19 protein-coding genes are annotated in these 16308 nt (G+C 55.9%); 11 read left to right on the forward strand and 8 right to left on the reverse strand.

Translation table 11 applies throughout. From position 1 onward, the window contains the following. Nucleotides 1–70: 70 nt before the first annotated feature. Both dinF and OC597_RS09405 read left to right on the forward strand, forming a co-directional pair. Complete coding sequence (gene dinF / locus OC597_RS09400; protein ID WP_262208493.1) at nt 71–1417, forward strand: MATE family efflux transporter DinF; 1347 nt, start codon at nt 71–73, stop codon at nt 1415–1417. A gap of 303 nt (nt 1418–1720) precedes the next feature. After that, on the forward strand, nt 1721–1930 hold the full coding sequence (locus OC597_RS09405) for a CsbD family protein (protein ID WP_012147152.1): 210 nt from the start codon (nt 1721–1723) through the stop codon (nt 1928–1930). 108 nt (nt 1931–2038) lie between these two features. Here the strand turns inward: OC597_RS09405 and zur are convergent, their stop codons facing one another. The 4 genes from zur to OC597_RS09425 all read right to left on the reverse strand — a co-directional run bounded on the left by zur (nt 2039) and on the right by OC597_RS09425 (nt 4551). Then, on the reverse strand, nt 2039–2551 hold the full coding sequence (gene zur, locus OC597_RS09410; protein WP_012147151.1) for a zinc uptake transcriptional repressor Zur: 513 nt from the start codon (nt 2549–2551) through the stop codon (nt 2039–2041). 173 nt (nt 2552–2724) lie between these two features. Further along, entirely contained in the window at nt 2725–3483 is a 759-nt protein-coding gene (locus OC597_RS09415; protein WP_261285404.1) for an anti-sigma factor family protein, read from the reverse strand. Further along, nucleotides 3480–3980: an RNA polymerase sigma factor gene (locus tag OC597_RS09420; RefSeq protein ID WP_212568985.1), complete on the reverse strand. Its 501-nt coding sequence runs from the start codon at nt 3978–3980 to the stop codon at nt 3480–3482. The genes OC597_RS09415 and OC597_RS09420 overlap by 4 nt, the downstream gene beginning before the upstream one ends. Nucleotides 3981–4017: 37 nt before the next feature. Then, nucleotides 4018–4551 carry a tetratricopeptide repeat protein gene (locus OC597_RS09425; RefSeq protein WP_261257933.1) on the reverse strand — a complete coding sequence of 178 codons (534 nt, stop codon included), beginning with the start codon at nt 4549–4551 and terminating at the stop codon, nt 4018–4020. A 205-nt stretch (nt 4552–4756) separates the two neighbouring features. Here OC597_RS09425 and dusA point away from each other — a divergent pair, with 205 nt between their 5' ends. Further along, entirely contained in the window at nt 4757–5767 is a 1011-nt protein-coding gene (gene dusA, locus OC597_RS09430; RefSeq protein WP_262208496.1) for a tRNA dihydrouridine(20/20a) synthase DusA, read from the forward strand. A 159-nt stretch (nt 5768–5926) separates the two neighbouring features. Further along, entirely contained in the window at nt 5927–6145 is a 219-nt protein-coding gene (gene pspG, locus OC597_RS09435) for an envelope stress response protein PspG (protein ID WP_085119725.1), read from the forward strand. Nucleotides 6146–6458: 313 nt separating this feature from the next. Here pspG and OC597_RS09440 read toward each other — a convergent pair whose 3' ends face one another. Together OC597_RS09440 and OC597_RS09445 are read right to left on the reverse strand one after the other, a co-directional pair. Next, complete coding sequence (locus OC597_RS09440) at nt 6459–6890, reverse strand: lysozyme inhibitor LprI family protein (RefSeq protein ID WP_261257930.1); 432 nt, start codon at nt 6888–6890, stop codon at nt 6459–6461. 118 nt (nt 6891–7008) lie between these two features. Continuing rightward, nucleotides 7009–7998, reverse strand: coding sequence for a quinone oxidoreductase (locus OC597_RS09445; protein ID WP_261425037.1), 990 nt, complete (start codon nt 7996–7998; stop codon nt 7009–7011). A 179-nt stretch (nt 7999–8177) separates the two neighbouring features. Here OC597_RS09445 and dnaB point away from each other — a divergent pair, with 179 nt between their 5' ends. Together dnaB and alr are read left to right on the forward strand one after the other, a co-directional pair. Next, nucleotides 8178–9602, forward strand: a complete 1425-nt coding sequence (dnaB, locus tag OC597_RS09450; RefSeq protein ID WP_085119722.1) for a replicative DNA helicase — start codon at nt 8178–8180, stop codon at nt 9600–9602. A 17-nt stretch (nt 9603–9619) separates the two neighbouring features. Further along, nucleotides 9620–10699: an alanine racemase gene (alr, locus tag OC597_RS09455; protein WP_261285402.1), complete on the forward strand. Its 1080-nt coding sequence runs from the start codon at nt 9620–9622 to the stop codon at nt 10697–10699. 42 nt (nt 10700–10741) lie between these two features. On the opposite strand, the gene OC597_RS09460 is transcribed toward alr, so the two are convergent. Beyond that, the gene (locus OC597_RS09460) at nt 10742–11509 is read right to left on the reverse strand and encodes a transporter substrate-binding domain-containing protein (RefSeq protein WP_261257923.1); all 768 of its coding nucleotides are present in this window, start codon (nt 11507–11509) and stop codon (nt 10742–10744) included. 214 nt (nt 11510–11723) lie between these two features. On the opposite strand from OC597_RS09460, the gene OC597_RS09465 reads away from it, so the two are divergent. From OC597_RS09465 to maa, 5 genes are all read left to right on the forward strand, one after another. Next, nucleotides 11724–12191 carry an Lrp/AsnC family transcriptional regulator gene (locus OC597_RS09465; protein ID WP_099063584.1) on the forward strand — a complete coding sequence of 156 codons (468 nt, stop codon included), beginning with the start codon at nt 11724–11726 and terminating at the stop codon, nt 12189–12191. 81 nt (nt 12192–12272) lie between these two features. Then, the gene (locus OC597_RS09470) at nt 12273–13466 is read left to right on the forward strand and encodes an amino acid aminotransferase (protein ID WP_262208500.1); all 1194 of its coding nucleotides are present in this window, start codon (nt 12273–12275) and stop codon (nt 13464–13466) included. 135 nt (nt 13467–13601) lie between these two features. Then, complete coding sequence (locus tag OC597_RS09475; protein ID WP_012147138.1) at nt 13602–14018, forward strand: secondary thiamine-phosphate synthase enzyme YjbQ; 417 nt, start codon at nt 13602–13604, stop codon at nt 14016–14018. 4 nt (nt 14019–14022) lie between these two features. After that, entirely contained in the window at nt 14023–14376 is a 354-nt protein-coding gene (locus tag OC597_RS09480) for an MmcQ/YjbR family DNA-binding protein (protein WP_261257918.1), read from the forward strand. Nucleotides 14377–14542: 166 nt separating this feature from the next. Further along, the gene (gene maa, locus OC597_RS09485; protein ID WP_314733059.1) at nt 14543–15100 is read left to right on the forward strand and encodes a maltose O-acetyltransferase; all 558 of its coding nucleotides are present in this window, start codon (nt 14543–14545) and stop codon (nt 15098–15100) included. A gap of 37 nt (nt 15101–15137) precedes the next feature. On the opposite strand, the gene OC597_RS09490 is transcribed toward maa, so the two are convergent. Next, nucleotides 15138–16190: an NAD(P)-dependent alcohol dehydrogenase gene (locus OC597_RS09490; protein WP_099063616.1), complete on the reverse strand. Its 1053-nt coding sequence runs from the start codon at nt 16188–16190 to the stop codon at nt 15138–15140. Between the last annotated feature and the right edge of the window lie 118 nt (nt 16191–16308).

Here is a 16308-nt window from a genome sequence, read left to right on the forward strand (position 1 = left end):
AGTCGCCCCAGCTCTGGGGCGATGTCATTTCTGACTGATTAAAACCGCACTGCCACGGGAACATTTCACTATGCGCCTGCTTTCCGCCTTCACCAGCGATACCGATAAAGCCCTGTGGCGCCTTGCGCTGCCTATGATTTTCTCCAATATCACCGTGCCGTTGCTTGGGCTGGTGGATACCGCGGTGATCGGCCACCTCGATAGCCCGACCTATTTGGGCGGCGTAGCGGTGGGCTCCATGGCGACCAGCTTCCTGTTTATGCTGCTGTTATTCCTGCGTATGAGTACCACTGGGCTGACCGCACAGGCGCTGGGGGCACAAAATCCACAGGGGTTGGCGCGTGCCTTTATGCAACCGTTGCTGCTGGCCGTGTTGGCCGGGGTGGCCATTGTACTGCTGCGCTATCCGCTGATTGAGTTGGCGCTAAAAATTGTCGGTGGTGGCGGGGCAGTGTTGGAGCAGGCTCGGTTATTCCTCGAGATCCGCTGGTTAAGTGCCCCGGCGGCGCTGGCCAATATGGTGATCCTGGGTTGGTTGCTTGGCGTGCAATACGTGCGTGCACCGGTGATCCTGCTGATTGTCGGCAATCTGCTGAATATCGTATTGGATATCTGGCTGGTGATGGGGCTGGGCTGGAACGTGCAGGGAGCCGCGACGGCGACTGCCATCTCTGAATATGCCACGTTGCTGCTGGGGTTAGGGCTATCCTGGCGAGTGATGCGCATACGCGGTATTTCTGTGCCGATGCTACGCCAGGCCTGGCGCGGTAATCTGCGGCGTCTGCTGGCATTGAATCGCGACATTATGCTGCGTTCATTGTTGCTGCAACTGTGTTTTGCCTCGCTGACTATTTTCGGTGCCCGGCTTGGCGGCGAAGTGGTCGCAGTAAATGCGGTACTGATGAATTTGCTGACCTTTACGGCTTACGCGCTCGACGGTTTTGCCTACGCGGTGGAAGCGCATTCGGGCCATGCCTATGGGGCCCGTGACGATAGCCAACTGCGTAAAGTGTGGCGTGCAGCCTGCCGGCAGGCCTGTCTGGTGGCGTTGGGCTTTGGTCTGCTCTATGCCGTCGCCGGCCAACAAATTATTGCGGCGTTGACCTCTTTACCGGAGCTGCGTGCGCTGGCGAGCCACTATCTGCCGTGGCAGGTGGTGCTGCCATTGGTGGGGGTATGGTGCTATTTGCTGGACGGCATGTTTATTGGTGCCACCCGCGGTGCAGAAATGCGTAACAGCATGGCAGTCGCGGCGGCTGGCTATGGCCTGACGCTGTTTACCCTGCCGATACTGGGCAATCATGGGCTATGGCTGGCGCTGGCGGTATTTCTTTCACTGCGTGGTATCGCACTCGGTTGGATTTGGCATCGCCACAGGGTGGATGGGACCTGGTTTGCAGCGGATTCGGCACGATAAAAAGCATTTAATCATTAGTTTTATTTATGTTTTTTATTCATATTGAGTTACATTTTCTTGAGCCAAATTGTTTCCGCTTACTTACTGTTATGTTGGGGTTTTTACTGAATTATATTTATTTGGTGAATTTTTATCCTGACTTTTTCCTTTTTATCGCTATCTGTAGCTATAGTTAATCATGTGGCTGGCGGAATGAATGGGAATAAATACTCCTTTTGTTCTGGTCGATTGACCAAAGTTATTACTCAGTTAAGACCAGCGACGATTTTTTAAAACTGACTAATCACAGGTAACGGAGAGGTTATGAACAAAGATCAAGCCGACGGTAACTGGAAGCAGTTTAAAGGGAAAGTGAAGGAACAATGGGGCAAGCTGACCGATGACGATCTGACTGTCATTGAAGGGAAACGCGAACAGCTTGTCGGTAAAATTCAGGAACGTTACGGCTACCAGAAAGAGGCGGCCGAGAAAGAAGTGAAATCCTGGGAAGACCACAACAAGTATCGCTGGTAGCGCGATGGGCCGCAGCGGATTGCGGCCACAGGCTACTTTTAAAGGTCTGGCGTTTTTATCCCCTTGACGCTATGGCCCCAGGTACAGGGAGGTACCTGAAAACCCAACCTATTTCTTCTTGATGGCGATGCTGTGATCGTGTTCGCCGCAGTCATGCTTGCTGTCACAGGCTTCTACTTCAACGCAACCCGCACACAGGCCATGGGCCTCCACCACGTTGTGACGCAGGACAAAGCCAGACTCCTTCGCCAGTTTTTGCAGCGTCTCTTCGACCCCTTCTGTCGTCCGTTCGGTCACCTGACCACAGCGATCGCAGATAAACAGCGCGGAAGTATGCGTCGGCTGTTCAAAGTGATGGCACAGCACGTAGCTGTTGGCCGACTCGACCCGATGAATGAACCCCTGTTCCAGCAGGAAATCCAGCGCACGGTACACCGTTGGCGGTTTGGCCTGGGGTTCGGCGACGCGCAGCAGATCGAGCAGGTCGTAAGCGCTGATGGCACCGGGCTGCTGTGCCATCAGGCGTAACACTTCCAGCCGCTGCGGTGTCAGTCGCACATTGCGTTGCTGACAGAGTTGTTCAGCCTGCGCCAGCAGCTTTTCCTGGGTGCTTGAGTTCATGGCAAATTTCCCGGTACGTAAAAAAGCCGATTTTACCATGCTTCGGCCGAATCGCCGAGAGTCGGCCCCTTTTCCTCTGATATGGCGCACTAATCGATGGGTTTACCGCCTGCCGCCAGCCTGGATTGTGACGATGTTCACACTTGGCGGCTGAAGTCGGAGGCAGTCAATCCTTAGCTGGCAAGTGAGTGTTGCAAGCGACTCGCTAATGCGGCCAGGTCCGGCGCGGGATTATGGCCAATCAGCATAAAACCATGACGGCCATCGGCCCAATAGACCACGTTCATGCCCTGACGGCGCTCGCTCTCTGCGGGCAGCGGCTTGCCCGATTGCTGAATTATGCACAATGCCAGCGCGCCATATTGCGCATCCTGCCAGGTCAATTGGGCGATACGCCGCTTGTCGTAAGCCAGCACGCGGGCGTTTTTCAACTCGGCGCCGCTCAGTATCAATTTCGGGGCCGAGAGGGCGATGCCTAGCCGCTCGCCGGTTTGCTGTAGCTGATGGGCGATCTGGGTTGCTGTGTCATCGAAGCCTGCCAGCGTTTCCGGGGTGTACAGCGCCATATACTGGGCGACCAAACCGCGCCAGTTCTCTTCTGGCTGGCTGAGCTGTAAATAGGCCCGATCGCCTGCGATGCCGAGTGCCAGAAAACCGACGGCGGCGGCTATCAGGCTACGCCGGCTGACACCGCGCTGCATTACAGGGGCGGTCAGAGGGCCTTCGGCCCGCAGCCGTTGTACCGGTGCTTCATCAAGCAAAGGATCAAATGCCTGTTTAAAGGGCAGGCTGCTACGTGCCAGTAAAGACAAACGCTCGGCCAGCGCCGGTTCGCCGACCAGGCGCTGTTCCAGAAGCTGGCGCTGCTGTGGATCCAGTTGATTATCCAGGTAGGCGACCAGCAGTTCATCCGCGCTGTAGGTTGAACTCATGATTGTTCTCCTTTTGCCTGCGGTGAGCGGGTTTGCAGCACGCTGTCGTTTGCCAATCTCAGGCGTGCCGCCGCCAGACGGCTCATGATGGTGCCAATGGGAACGCCAAGCACCTCCGCGGCCTCACGATAAGAAAGCTCCTCCACGTACACCAGAAACAGCGTATTTCGCTGCGCTTCCGGCAGCCGGTTCACGCGTTGCATTACCTCGTTAGCCCAAATCGGATCCTCGCTATTTTCTACCCCGGTCAGTTCATCGACGTCGACAAAACCTTGTCCCTGGCGGATATGCTGGGCACGGATCTCGTTAAGCCAGATGGAGTGAAGAATGGCAAACAGCCAGCGGTCCATACGCGTCCCCACGGCAAACTGTGCGGCACGCTCCAGCGCCCGCACACAGGTGGCCTGTACCAAATCGTCGGCAACATCCCGCCGGTGGGAAAGCACCAGGCCGTAGCGCCACAGGCGGGATAGATATTGACCGATTTCGTTGCGGATTGCGTCGCTACTGATGTTGGCCTCCGGCTTGGCTAGATCATGATTCTGGGTGGTGATCGATGGCCGCCGCCAGATCGCGGTACTCTTCGCAGCCCGTACCACACAGCGATTGGATCACCTTCAACTGCTCTTTCGCCAGGTCCTGACGACCCTTGACCATATAGGCTTCACCCAGATATTCACGGACTTTTGGGTATTTCGGATCCAGCGCCACTGATTTTAAATAGTAGCCGATCCCTTCATCGGTGCGGCCGAGCTTGCGGGTAGCATAGCCCCGGTAGTTGAGCGCCACGGCGGTGTTGGGATCCTTCAGGGTATTGAGCATATCGAGCGCTTCCTGGTAACGACCGCTTTTTGCCAGCGCATAGGCATAGTTCGCCCGATCGTTGTCATCGATCATGCTGCTTTTTTCCACCATGCAGGTCTTGGTTTTTGTATCGTATATCTGGCCTTTCGGGCAGGTAGGCGTAGTCTGGCCGCTACTGTCACCCCCCATTGCCAGGGCCGCCCCGGAAAACAGCAAAGAACCGGCAATGACAGGTAACAGCAGGCGTTTCACGAAACTGTTCATGGTTGTTTCCTCATTGGGAAGGGCACTGAGCTGCACCCCTGTCGAGTGAACACCTGGCAGGGCTTTTTTATTCGTTTTTTAGGGTTCTTTTTTAACCCGGCGGCACGGCGGTTTTCCCAATGCCGCCGATTGTCGTTATAATAGCCGTTTGCGGCAGCATGCCGTTCGTTGAAACCAGACAGAATCAGGTAGCCAGTAGCCCAGCATGACGACAGACAACAATGCCCCAAAATACGCCGCCAATCGTTTCTCCATCGCGCCGATGCTCGACTGGACCGATCGTCATTGCCGTTACTTCCACCGCCTGCTGACCAAGGAAACGCTGCTGTACACCGAGATGGTGACCACCGGCGCGATTATCCACGGCAAGGGCGACTATCTGGCCTACAGCGAAGAAGAACATCCGGTGGCGCTGCAACTGGGTGGCAGCGATCCGGCTGCCCTGGCGCACTGTGCCAAACTGGCCGAGCAGCGTGGCTATGACGAGATTAACCTCAACGTCGGTTGTCCGTCCGATCGGGTGCAGAATGGCATGTTCGGCGCCTGTCTGATGGGGCAGGCAACGCTGGTTGCCGACTGCATCAAGGCGATGCGTGACGTGGTGTCGATCCCGGTGACGGTGAAAACCCGTATCGGTATCGACGACCAGGACAGCTACGAGTTCCTGTGTGATTTTATCGCCACCGTGGCCGGGCGTGGCGAATGCGACATGTTCACCATTCATGCGCGCAAGGCCTGGCTATCTGGCTTGAGCCCGAAAGAGAACCGTGAAGTGCCGCCGCTGGACTATCCGCGGGTCTATCAGCTAAAACGTGATTTCCCAACGCTGACTCTGGCCATTAATGGCGGGGTAAAAACGCTGGAAGAGGCGAAGCAGCACCTGCAGCACCTGGATGGCGTAATGATGGGACGCGAAGCCTATCAGAACCCGGGGATTCTGGCGCGAGTCGACAGCGAACTGTTCGGTCGTCAGACCGATGTGATGGACAGCGTGGCGATTATCGAGTCGCTGTACCCTTACATCGAACGTGAGCTGTCGAACGGCACCTATTTGGGCCACATTACCCGCCATATTCTGGGCCTGTTCCAGGGCGTTCCGGGCGCGCGTCAGTGGCGTCGACATCTCAGTGAAAATGCCCACAAGCCAGGGGCTGACGCTCGTGTGGTTGAGCAGGCATTGGATTTGGTGCGCTTACCGCGTACCGAGATGGCGTAACAGAGATAAAAATCTGACTAAAAGTTAGTTGTTTTGACCAGGCATGTCGCGTTCTGTGATGTGCCTTTTTTTTAATTTCAATCACTTAGTTTTCACGCCGTGTTGGCACGCTTCTTGTAATAGCTCAGCAGATACTTTGTTTTGCGAAGGAGCAAAATCATGTTGGAACTCTTCTTTCTGGTCGGTTTTGTCGTCATGCTGATGGTGACCGGGATTTCGCTGCTGGGTGTGTTCGCCGCGTTACTGGTGGCAGCGGCATTTATGTTGATTGGCGGTCTGTTTGCGATGGTGATTAAGCTGTTACCGTGGCTGATTTTGGCGGTGGTGGTCGTTTGGATCTACCGTTCGATGCAGAAGCCGCAAATACGGCGTTACTAATTTTTGTCGAATAATCAGTCGGTCACGCTGAAATCTACGCAACAGACTTGCTCTGAATGCGGCAGCGATCACAGCTTGGTGCTTTAAATGCTAATGCGGCGCATTAGCCGTGTTTTTTACGTTTCCGGGCTGTTAGCATGTTTGTCGATGCAGCGATGCGACCCTTTTCATCACCGCAAGAGACAATAATACCCAATACGAGTGTTGCTCAAGCAACCCCCTGTCTCTGGCGGACTCTGCTCTACCCCTACAAACGCAGTAATAGAAAGGGCTCCGTAAGGAGCCTTTTTCTATTGGTCGCCATCCCGAGATATCAGGCTGCCGGCCAGGTATCACTTTCAAGCTGCAGCGTGCGTTCCAGAGTCATATTCAGCTCACACATGGCAGAATCCAGCATATCGCCGGAACCATGGGGTGCAGCAACCAATGCCATACACTGACTGTCTTTGAACTTCAGCCAATCACGTTGCGCCTGACGCCAGGCTTTTGGTGCGGCTTTAAACTTGAGAGATTCTTTATAGGCTTTGTTCAGCCGCGCATCCCAAAGATTGAATTCCGTTTCGATACAGGCTGCCATGCTTGGTGTGCCATTATCCGGCTTATTCATGCATTGCAGATAGGCAGCAGAGTAATGATATTCCATTAAAACGCTTTTCTCTGCGTTCTGGCTGGCGGCCTGTGCCGTTGCGATGAACATAGGGGCTGCGGTTAAAACCAGTGCTGCGGTCAGCATTTTTAGTTTCATTTCTAATTTATTTCCTTATTGATCAACATTAAATGCCAGCGGATCATATTCCATTAGTCGTTATTTTTCGATGCTGCGCAGCACTTTATGCTACCTTCCTTTTGTAAGGATATTTGTCTCAGCGACCGGGGATCAGCAAGCTTGAGCCGCTGGTGCTGCGGCTTTCCAGCACCTGATGCGCGCGTTGTGCATCGGCTAGCGCAAACTTTTGCTCTTCCTTCACGTCGACCTTGATCGCTCCGCTGCCAATCAATGAAAACAGCTCATTGCTGGCATATTGCAGTTCAGCACGGTTGGTAATGTAGCCGTTAAGCGAAGGGCGGGTGACGTACAGCGACCCTTTTTGGTTGAGCAGGGCCAGATCGACGCCGGTGACCGGGCCGGAGGCATTACCGAAGCTGACCATCAAGCCACGGCGCTTCAGGCTATTGAGCGAGGCCTGCCAGGTACTTTGGCCTACCGAGTCGTACACTACGCCGACTTTCTCGCCCTGAGTCAGTTCAGCCACGCGCTGGGCGATATCTTCCTTATGGTAATTAATGGTTGCCCAGGCACCGGCGTGTTTTGCCAGTTCGGCCTTTTCATCGGAGCCGACGCTGCCGATCAGTTTGGCCCCAAGCGCTTTGGCCCACTGGCAGGCAATCAGCCCGACCCCACCCGCGGCAGCGTGGAACAGGAACACTTCACCCGGTTGTACCTCATGGGTTTGACGTAGCAAATAATGCACTGTCAGTCCTTTCAGGAAGGAAGCCGCCCCCTGCTCAAAACTCAGGTTATGCGGTAACAGCGCCACCTTTTCTACCGCAACATTGTGGACTTCGCTGTAAGCGCCAAGCGTTGACTGGGCGTAAACCACCCGGTCACCCGGTTTCACCGCGCTGACGCCGGCGCCGACCTTGATCACCACCCCGGCCGCTTCGGTACCCAATCCACTCGGTAGCTTGGCGGGCGGGTACAAACCACTGCGGACGTAGGTGTCGATATAGTTGATGCCGATCGCCTTGTTCTCGACCTGCACCTCACCGGCTGCCGGGTCTACGGGGGTAAAATCAACGTATTGCAATACTTCCGGGCCGCCGGTGGCGGAGAATTGGATGCGCTTTGCCATTTCATTACCTCGTGTGGGAGTCTGATTTCACCCTACGCGTTTTAGCATCGACGATCCAGTTTGCCCTGGTGCGGATTGATACCTTTTTTGCATCGGTTATGCGCAGGAATCACAGATGAAAATCACGTATACTCTCGCGTCAGGATCCTCCATTCGCCACCGGATAAAGAATACGTTTCATGGCAGGAAAAAAACCAACCAACAGAACAAACGCAGACGAAGCCAGAGATCGCCCACGAGATCGTCAGATGGAAGGGCTGAAGATGCCGCCACATTCGCTGGAGGCGGAACAGTCCGTGTTGGGCGGTTTGATGCTGGATAACGAACGCTGGGATAACGTGTCGGAACGCGTAGTCTCCAACGATTTCTTCAGTCGCCCGCACCGCCTGATCTTTACCGAGATGCAGCGCCTGCTGGAAATGAGTCGACCGATCGATCTGATCACCCTGTCCGAATCACTGGAACAGCGAGGTGAACTGGATTCCGTCGGCGGTTTCGCCTACCTGGCCGAATTATCGAAAAACACCCCAAGTGCGGCCAACATCGGTGCTTATGCGGATATCGTACGTGAACGTGCGGTAGTGCGTGAAATGATCTCAGTGGCTAATGAGATCGCCGATGCGGGTTACGATCCACAGGGCCGCAGCAGTGAAGATCTGCTCGATCTGGCCGAATCCCGGGTGTTCCAAATCGCGGAAAACCGTGCCAGTAAAGATGAAGGCCCGAAAGGCATCGAGCGCATCCTGGAGGATACCGTTGCGCGTATCGAACAGCTGTATCAGCAGCCGCACGACGGTGTCACCGGGGTGGATACCGGCTACCAGGATCTCAATAAGAAAACCGCCGGTTTGCAGAAATCGGATCTGATCATCGTCGCTGCCCGTCCTTCGATGGGTAAAACCACCTTCGCCATGAACCTGTGCGAACACGCCGCGATGACGCAGGAAAAACCGGTGCTGATCTTCAGCCTCGAGATGCCAGGCAACCAGATCATGATGCGTATGCTGGCGTCGCTGTCGCGCGTAGACCAAACGCGCATCCGTACCGGCCAGCTCGATGACGAGGACTGGGCGCGTATTTCCAGCACCATGGGCATCCTGCTGGAGAAGCGCAATATGTACATTGATGACTCCTCCGGCCTGACACCTACCGAAGTCCGTTCCCGTGCGCGGCGTATTTTCCGCGAGCATGACGGTCTGAGCCTGATCATGATCGACTACCTGCAGCTGATGCGCGTGCCGTCCTTGTCCGACAACCGTACGCTGGAGATCGCCGAAATTTCCCGCTCGCTGAAGGCGCTGGCGAAAGAACTGCAGGTGCCGGTGGTGGCGCTGTCGCAGTTGAACCGAAGCCTGGAGCAGCGTGCCGACAAGCGCCCAGTCAACTCCGACCTGCGTGAGTCCGGTTCCATCGAGCAGGATGCCGACCTGATTATGTTCATCTACCGTGATGAGGTTTATCACGAGAACAGCGATCTGAAAGGGATTGCCGAAATTATTCTGGGTAAGCAGCGTAACGGCCCAATCGGCTCCGTACGCCTGACCTTTAACGGCCAGTGGTCGCGTTTCGATAACTACGCGGGACCACAATATGATGACGAATAATCAGCTAAGGAAGTGAAATGAAAGCGGCAACCGCTGTAATCGACCGCCGCGCTCTGCGACATAATCTGCAACAGGTGCGCCGTCAGGCGCCACAAAGTCGCCTGATTGCCGTTGTGAAAGCAAACGCTTATGGACATGGCCTGCTGGAAACAGCGCACACCCTGCAAGACGCCGACTGCTACGGCGTGGCGCGCATTGGCGAGGCGCTGATGCTGCGCTCCGGCGGCATCGTCAAACCGATCCTGATGCTGGAAGGCTTTTTCTCCGCCGAAGATCTGCCGGTGTTGGTGGCCAATAATATCGAGACCGCGGTACACAGCATTGAACAGCTTGAAGCGTTGGAACAGGCCACGCTGGCGCGGCCGGTGCCGGTGTGGATGAAGCTGGATACCGGCATGCATCGACTGGGCGTGCGTCCGGAACAGGCCGAGGCATTCTACCAACGTCTGAGTGCCTGCCGTAACGTGGTGCAGCCGGTTAATATCATGAGTCACTTCAGTCGTGCCGATGAACCTGAATCTGATACCACGCTGAAACAAATTCAGTGTTTTGAAAGCTTTGCCACCGGTAAACCGGGGCAGCGTTCAATCGCCGCGTCCGGGGGAACCCTGCTGTGGCCGGATGCGCACAATGAATGGGTACGCCCGGGCATTATCCTGTACGGCGTCTCGCCGATGGAAGGTTCCAAAGGCTGTCAGTATGACCTGCAACCGGCCATGACGCTTAAATCCAACCTGATCGCGGTGCGCGAGCACAAGGCCGGTGAGTCGGTGGGCTACGGCGGCACCTGGATCAGCGCAGGCGATACCCGTTTGGGCGTGGTGGCCATGGGGTACGGCGACGGCTACCCGCGCAGTGCACCTACGGGGACACCGGTATGGCTTAACGGCCGTGAAGTGCCGATCGTGGGCCGGGTGTCGATGGACATGATGTCGGTCGACCTCGGGCCGGATGCTACCGATAAGGTCGGCGATGAAGTGGTGCTGTGGGGCCAGGCGTTGCCGGTTGAACGTATTGCCGACTGCACCGGCATCAGCGCTTATGAACTGATTACCAAACTGACCCAGCGCGTGTCGATGGAATACATCGGCGAATAGCCTGTGAGGGGCCGGCGCCTGCCGGTCCCAATCATTAACGCGTTACTTCTTTACCGCCAACCACCGATCGATAATGCTCTGATACTCACCGGTCGCTTTGGCCAGGTGCAGCCACTGATCCACATACAGCTTCCAGCTCAAATCATCACGCGGCAGCATGTAGGCCTTCTCGCCGTACTGCATCGGTTTTTTTGGATTAACCGCGCACAGCTTCGGATAACGTTTTTGCTGATACAGCGCCTCGGAGGCGTCGGTGATCATCACGTCGGCTTTCTTGTCGACCAACTGCTGGAAAATGCCCACGTTATCATGGGTCAGCGTCAGCTTAGCTTTGGGCAGATAGGCATGTACGAAGGCTTCGTTGGTACCACCCGCCGGCTCCAGCAGGCGTACGGAGGGTTTATTGATCTGGTCGATGGTGCGGTATTTCTTCACATCAGTGCAGCGCACCAGCGGGATCTTGCCGTCGGTATCCAGCATGTCGGCGAAGAACACCTGCCGTTGCCGCTGTAGCGTGACGGAAATACCGCCCATGGCGATGTCACACTTGCCGGCAACAAAATCCGGCGTCAGGGTTTTCCAACTGGTTTTCACCCATTTCACCTTGGCTCCCAGGCTCTTGGCCAGCGATTCCGCCATGTCGATATCAATGCCTTCATAGCTGCCGTCTTCTTTCAGGAAGGTGTAGGGCTTGTAATCACCGGTGGTGCACACTTCCAGCGTGCCTTGCTGTATCACCTTATCCAGATGCGATTGTGCGCTGGCGCTCCCGGCGGCTATCAGCAGTGCGAGAGGTAATAACTTTTTCATCGGCGTCCTTTTTATACATTCGTGGTTTTATGCGCGCTTTAGCCGTTCATTGTTGCTGACTTGCGCGAGTTACCCATTTTTTATGCCATTAGCAGGTGGAAACGTTCGGCATTGCTGCTGCGCGCTTCACAACCTCGGCGGGGGAAGGGTATCCACAGTCAAAAAACTGATAGGCTGTAACGTCAACATTTATTAACACAGTTTACAGGTGGCTATGTACAACATTGACGATTTTGATATGAAAATCCTGACGCTGTTACAGGCCAATGGTCGCCTGACCAATCAGGAACTGAGCGATCTGGTGGGGCTGTCGGCTTCCCAGTGTTCCCGGCGGCGCATCAGCCTGGAGCAGGCGCAGCTGATCCGCGGCTACCACGCACGGCTGGCACCGGAGGCCGTGGGGCTAGGGTTGGTGGGGCTGATAGAAGTCAGTCTGACCCAACACGGCCAGGAGCAGATCGACAGTTTTCACCAGATGCTGGAGGAAGTGGACGCTATTCTTGACGCCTATAAAACTACCGGTGATGCCGATTATCTGCTGAAAGTGGCGGTAGCGGACCTGCCGGCGCTGGATGACCTGATTAGCCAGACGCTCTCGCGGCATAAAAGCGTGGCGCATATCAAAACGGCGGTGGTGCTCAATCGAATCAAGGAAAATGGTTTGCTGCCGGTGGCGAGATAAAGCTAAAACCGATCGCTGTTTTCCGTCTATATTAGGAACGTAACGCTGTGCCCGACCCACAATAATCCAGGAGAACAACCCGTGTTCCAGAACGTTGATGCCTATGCAGGTGACCCGATCCTGTCGCTGATGGAAAAATTCAAAAAAGACCCCCGTGCGCACAAGGTTAACCTGAGTATCGGCCTTTACTATGACGAGCAGGGCATTATTCCGCAGATGAAAGCGGTGGCCGCAGCGGAAGCGCAGCTGAATAGCGTGGATCACGGCGCGTCAGTGTACCTGCCGATGGAAGGCCTGCTGCCTTACCGTACTGCCATTCAACAACTGCTGTTCGGTGCCGAGCACCCGATGTTGCAACAAGGCCGCATTGCCACCATTCAGACCGTGGGCGGTTCTGGCGCGCTGAAAGTCGGTGCCGACTTCCTGAAAAGCTACTTCCCGGATTCGCAGGTGTGGGTTAGCGATCCGACCTGGGAAAACCACATCGCCATCTTTGGCGGTGCCGGCTTCAAGGTGAACACCTATCCGTACTTCGACAGCGAAAGCCTGGGCGTGAAGTTTGACGCCATGCTGAGCGCGTTGAAACAACTGCCGAAGCACAGTATCGCGCTGCTGCACCCGTGTTGCCATAACCCGACCGGTTCTGACTTGTCCAATGCTCAGTGGGATGAAGTGGTTAAAGTGATCGCCGAACGTGAACTGATCCCGTTCCTCGACATTGCCTATCAGGGCTTTGGCGGCGGCATTACTGAAGATGCCTACGCCATTCGCACTATCGCCGCAGCCGGTCTGCCATGCCTGGTGAGCAACTCGTTCTCGAAAATCTTCTCGCTGTATGGCGAACGCGTTGGCGGCCTGTCGGTGGTTTGTGAAAGCGAAGAGGCGGCCGGGCGCGTACTGGGCCAACTGAAGGCCACGGTACGTCGCAACTATTCCAGCCCACCAAACTTTGGTGCGCAGGTGGTGGCGAAGGTGCTGAACGATACGCAACTGAAAGCCCAGTGGCTGGCAGAAGTGGAAACCATGCGTACCCGTATCCTTGAGATGCGCAAAACGCTGGTGGAAGCGCTGAAAGTTGCTTTGCCGCAGCGTAACTTCGATTACCTGCTGGAACAGCGCGGCATGTTCAGCTACACCGGCTTCAGCGCGGCACAGGTTGATCGCCTGCGTGAAGAGTTCGGGGTGTACCTGATCCACAGCGGCCGTGTTTGCATGGCCGGCCTGAACCATAACAACGTGCATCAGGTGGCCGAGGCGTTTGCCGCAGTGCAGTAATATTGTTAGGGTGAATTAACGTTCATCGTAATGCGAAGGGAGCGATAGCGATATCGCTCCCTTTTTTGTTGTCGGTTTGCCGCCGGAGTTGCCGCAAACTGGATAGAGAATATACTGATTGAGGGGCGCTCACTCATGTGGCATCAGCAAACGCTAATCCTCAGCGCAAAAGCGCGTGGTTTTCATCTGGTTACCGAAGAGATTACCGACCAGCTAACCCACTTACACCGCCTGCAAACTGGCCTGTTGCATCTGTTGTTGCAACATACCTCGGCCTCGCTGACGCTGAACGAGAACTGCGATCCTACGGTGCGAGCCGACATGGAGCAGCATTTCCTGCGTCAGGTGCCAGAGAACGCACCCTATCAGCACGACTATGAAGGGCCGGACGACATGCCGGCGCACATCAAATCCTCTCTGTTGGGCACGTCCTTGACGCTGCCTGTCGGTCACGGGCGACTGATGCTGGGCACATGGCAGGGAATTTGGCTGGGGGAGCACCGCATTCACGGCGGTTCACGCCGTATTGTGGCCACGTTACAGGGGGAATAACCCAATGAATAACACAGCACTGCTGGAGTACTGCATGGCGAAGCCGGGCGCAGAACAGAGCGACCAGAACCAGTGGCAGGCCAGTCAGATCAAGGTCGGCGACGTGATGTTCGCCATGGTGTGCGAGGTGCAAGGACGACCGGCGCTGGCGGTAAAATCCAGTCCGCAACTGGCGGAGAGCCTGCGGGAACATCATCCGGAGATTGTCGCCTGCGAGCGGCTGAACAAAGCGCACTGGAATACGGTGTTTCTCGACGGCAACCTGCCGAACTCGCAGTTTTATACCCTGATCGACAGTTCATATCAGCTGGTGCTTGAAGGGTTACCTGAGCACGTGCGCCAGGAATTGCGCGCTTAAGCATTGAGGGCAGGCGTGTCGCCTGCCTTTTCCCATGACTCATCCTTATCTTTTTCGGCCAAATTGTGATCGCGACTCGATAATGGGAACGTTCCCCGTCGGTTGTCTGCCGGAAACGACTAGGCTTTTATACTCGATAAACCACCAGACCAAAGGATGCCGTCAGATGGCCATGAGTGAAGAGAAACGCAAGATGATTGCCGGCGAGCTGTATGACGCCGGTGACGAGTTACTGCGCAGCGAACGCAAACGAGCACGCCAGTTGGTACACCATTACAACCATTCTTCCCCGGACGAGACTGACCTGCGTAAACAGGGGTTGGCCGAGCTGCTGGGCCGCTATCAGGGAGGGACTATAGAGCCGACGTTCCGCTGCGATTACGGCTACAACATTTTCCTGGGTAAAAACTTCTACGCCAATTTTGACTGCGTGATCCTCGACGTGTGTGAAGTGCATATCGGTGATAACTGCATGCTGGCACCGGGAGTGCATATCTATACCGCTACCCATCCGCTGGATGCGGAAACCCGCGTTGGCGGGGCGGAGTTCGGTAAACCGGTGCACATTGGCGATAACGTGTGGATTGGCGGCCGGGCGGTGATTAATCCGGGCGTGACTCTGGGGGATAACGTGGTGGTGGCATCCGGTGCGGTGGTCACTAAAGACGTTCCGGCCAACTGCGTGGTCGGCGGTAACCCGGCACGGGTGATTAAACAGCTGTAAGAAGAAAAATCGGGCGCCGTGCTGGCGCCCGAGAGACTTAGGCTCGCAGCGAGTTGATATCCACCACGAAACGGTATTTTACGTCGCTTTTCAGCATCCGCTCGTAGGCCTGGTTGATCTGCTGCATCGGGATCAGTTCGATGTCCGAGGTGATGCCGTGTTGACCACAGAAATCCAGCATCTCCTGGGTTTCTGCAATACCGCCGATCAGCGAACCGGCGATGCGGCGGCGCTTCATTATCAGGTTAAACACCTGCGGTGACGGGTGGTCGTGTTCCGGCGCACCGACCAGCGTCAGTGTGCCGTCGCGATGCAGCAGGTTAAGGAACGGGTTCAGATCGTGCTGGGCGGCCACCGTGTTAAGAATAAAGTCGAAGCTGTTGGTGTGCTGCGCCATCTCTTCCGGGTTGCGGGAGATCACCACTTCGTGGGCGCCGAGGCGCTTGGCGTCCTCCACTTTGGACTGAGAGGTAGTGAACAGCACCACATGTGCGCCCATCGCCCGGGCCAATTTGACGCCCATATGCCCCAGCCCGCCAAGGCCCACGATGCCGACCTTTTTACCGGGGCCGGCACCCCATTGACGCAACGGGGAGTAGGTGGTGATACCGGCGCACAGCAGCGGTGCCACACCGGCCGGATCGAGATTTTCCGGCACCCGCAGCACAAAGTCCTGATCCACCACCATTGCGGTTGAATAGCCACCGTAGGTGATGGCACCGGTTTGCCGATCCTGACCGTTATAGGTGCCGGTAAAGCCGTTTTCACAGTATTGCTCCAGCCCTTCTTCACAGCTCGGACAGCTACGGCAGGAATCTACCATGCAGCCCACGCCGACCAAATCGCCGACCTGATAACGTGAAACATGGTTGCCGACGGCGCTCACGCGGCCAACAATTTCGTGGCCGGGCACCACCGGGAAAATCGTGTTGCTCCATTCGTTGCGGGCCTGGTGCAAGTCAGAATGGCAAACGCCACAGAACAGAACGTTGATTTGAACATCGTGGTCGCGCAGGACGCGCGGCGTGTAATCAAAAGGAACCAGCGCGGACTTGGCGTCGTGCGCGGCATAGGCGTGCGTAATGTTCATGGTCACTCCAGTCATCAGTGGGTAGGGCATGGCTTCCGGCAGCAGGATGCCGGTGAGACGCGGCCTGAATACAACAGGGGGCCACAGAGGGAACATTGATGATAAAAGCTGCGAGCGG

Source organism: Serratia proteamaculans (assembly GCF_946227095.1).
Lineage (GTDB): Bacteria > Pseudomonadota > Gammaproteobacteria > Enterobacterales > Enterobacteriaceae > Serratia > Serratia proteamaculans_E.

Bases quoted from the DNA above. Each gene is read 5' to 3' on its own strand.
- dinF (WP_262208493.1), top strand. From the start codon at position 71: ATGCGCCTGCTTTCCGCCTTCACCAGCGATACCGATAAAGCCCTGTGG.
- OC597_RS09405 (WP_012147152.1), top strand. From the start codon at position 1,721: ATGAACAAAGATCAAGCCGACGGTAACTGGAAGCAGTTTAAAGGGAAA.
- zur (WP_012147151.1), bottom strand. From the start codon at position 2,551: ATGAACTCAAGCACCCAGGAAAAGCTGCTGGCGCAGGCTGAACAACTC.
- OC597_RS09415 (WP_261285404.1), bottom strand. From the start codon at position 3,483: ATGAGTTCAACCTACAGCGCGGATGAACTGCTGGTCGCCTACCTGGAT.
- OC597_RS09425 (WP_261257933.1), bottom strand. From the start codon at position 4,551: ATGAACAGTTTCGTGAAACGCCTGCTGTTACCTGTCATTGCCGGTTCT.
- dusA (WP_262208496.1), top strand. From the start codon at position 4,757: ATGACGACAGACAACAATGCCCCAAAATACGCCGCCAATCGTTTCTCC.
- pspG (WP_085119725.1), top strand. From the start codon at position 5,927: ATGTTGGAACTCTTCTTTCTGGTCGGTTTTGTCGTCATGCTGATGGTG.
- OC597_RS09440 (WP_261257930.1), bottom strand. From the start codon at position 6,890: ATGAAACTAAAAATGCTGACCGCAGCACTGGTTTTAACCGCAGCCCCT.
- OC597_RS09445 (WP_261425037.1), bottom strand. From the start codon at position 7,998: ATGGCAAAGCGCATCCAATTCTCCGCCACCGGCGGCCCGGAAGTATTG.
- dnaB (WP_085119722.1), top strand. From the start codon at position 8,178: ATGGCAGGAAAAAAACCAACCAACAGAACAAACGCAGACGAAGCCAGA.
- alr (WP_261285402.1), top strand. From the start codon at position 9,620: ATGAAAGCGGCAACCGCTGTAATCGACCGCCGCGCTCTGCGACATAAT.
- OC597_RS09460 (WP_261257923.1), bottom strand. From the start codon at position 11,509: ATGAAAAAGTTATTACCTCTCGCACTGCTGATAGCCGCCGGGAGCGCC.
- OC597_RS09465 (WP_099063584.1), top strand. From the start codon at position 11,724: ATGTACAACATTGACGATTTTGATATGAAAATCCTGACGCTGTTACAG.
- OC597_RS09475 (WP_012147138.1), top strand. From the start codon at position 13,602: ATGTGGCATCAGCAAACGCTAATCCTCAGCGCAAAAGCGCGTGGTTTT.
- OC597_RS09480 (WP_261257918.1), top strand. From the start codon at position 14,023: ATGAATAACACAGCACTGCTGGAGTACTGCATGGCGAAGCCGGGCGCA.
- maa (WP_314733059.1), top strand. From the start codon at position 14,543: ATGGCCATGAGTGAAGAGAAACGCAAGATGATTGCCGGCGAGCTGTAT.
- OC597_RS09490 (WP_099063616.1), bottom strand. From the start codon at position 16,190: ATGAACATTACGCACGCCTATGCCGCGCACGACGCCAAGTCCGCGCTG.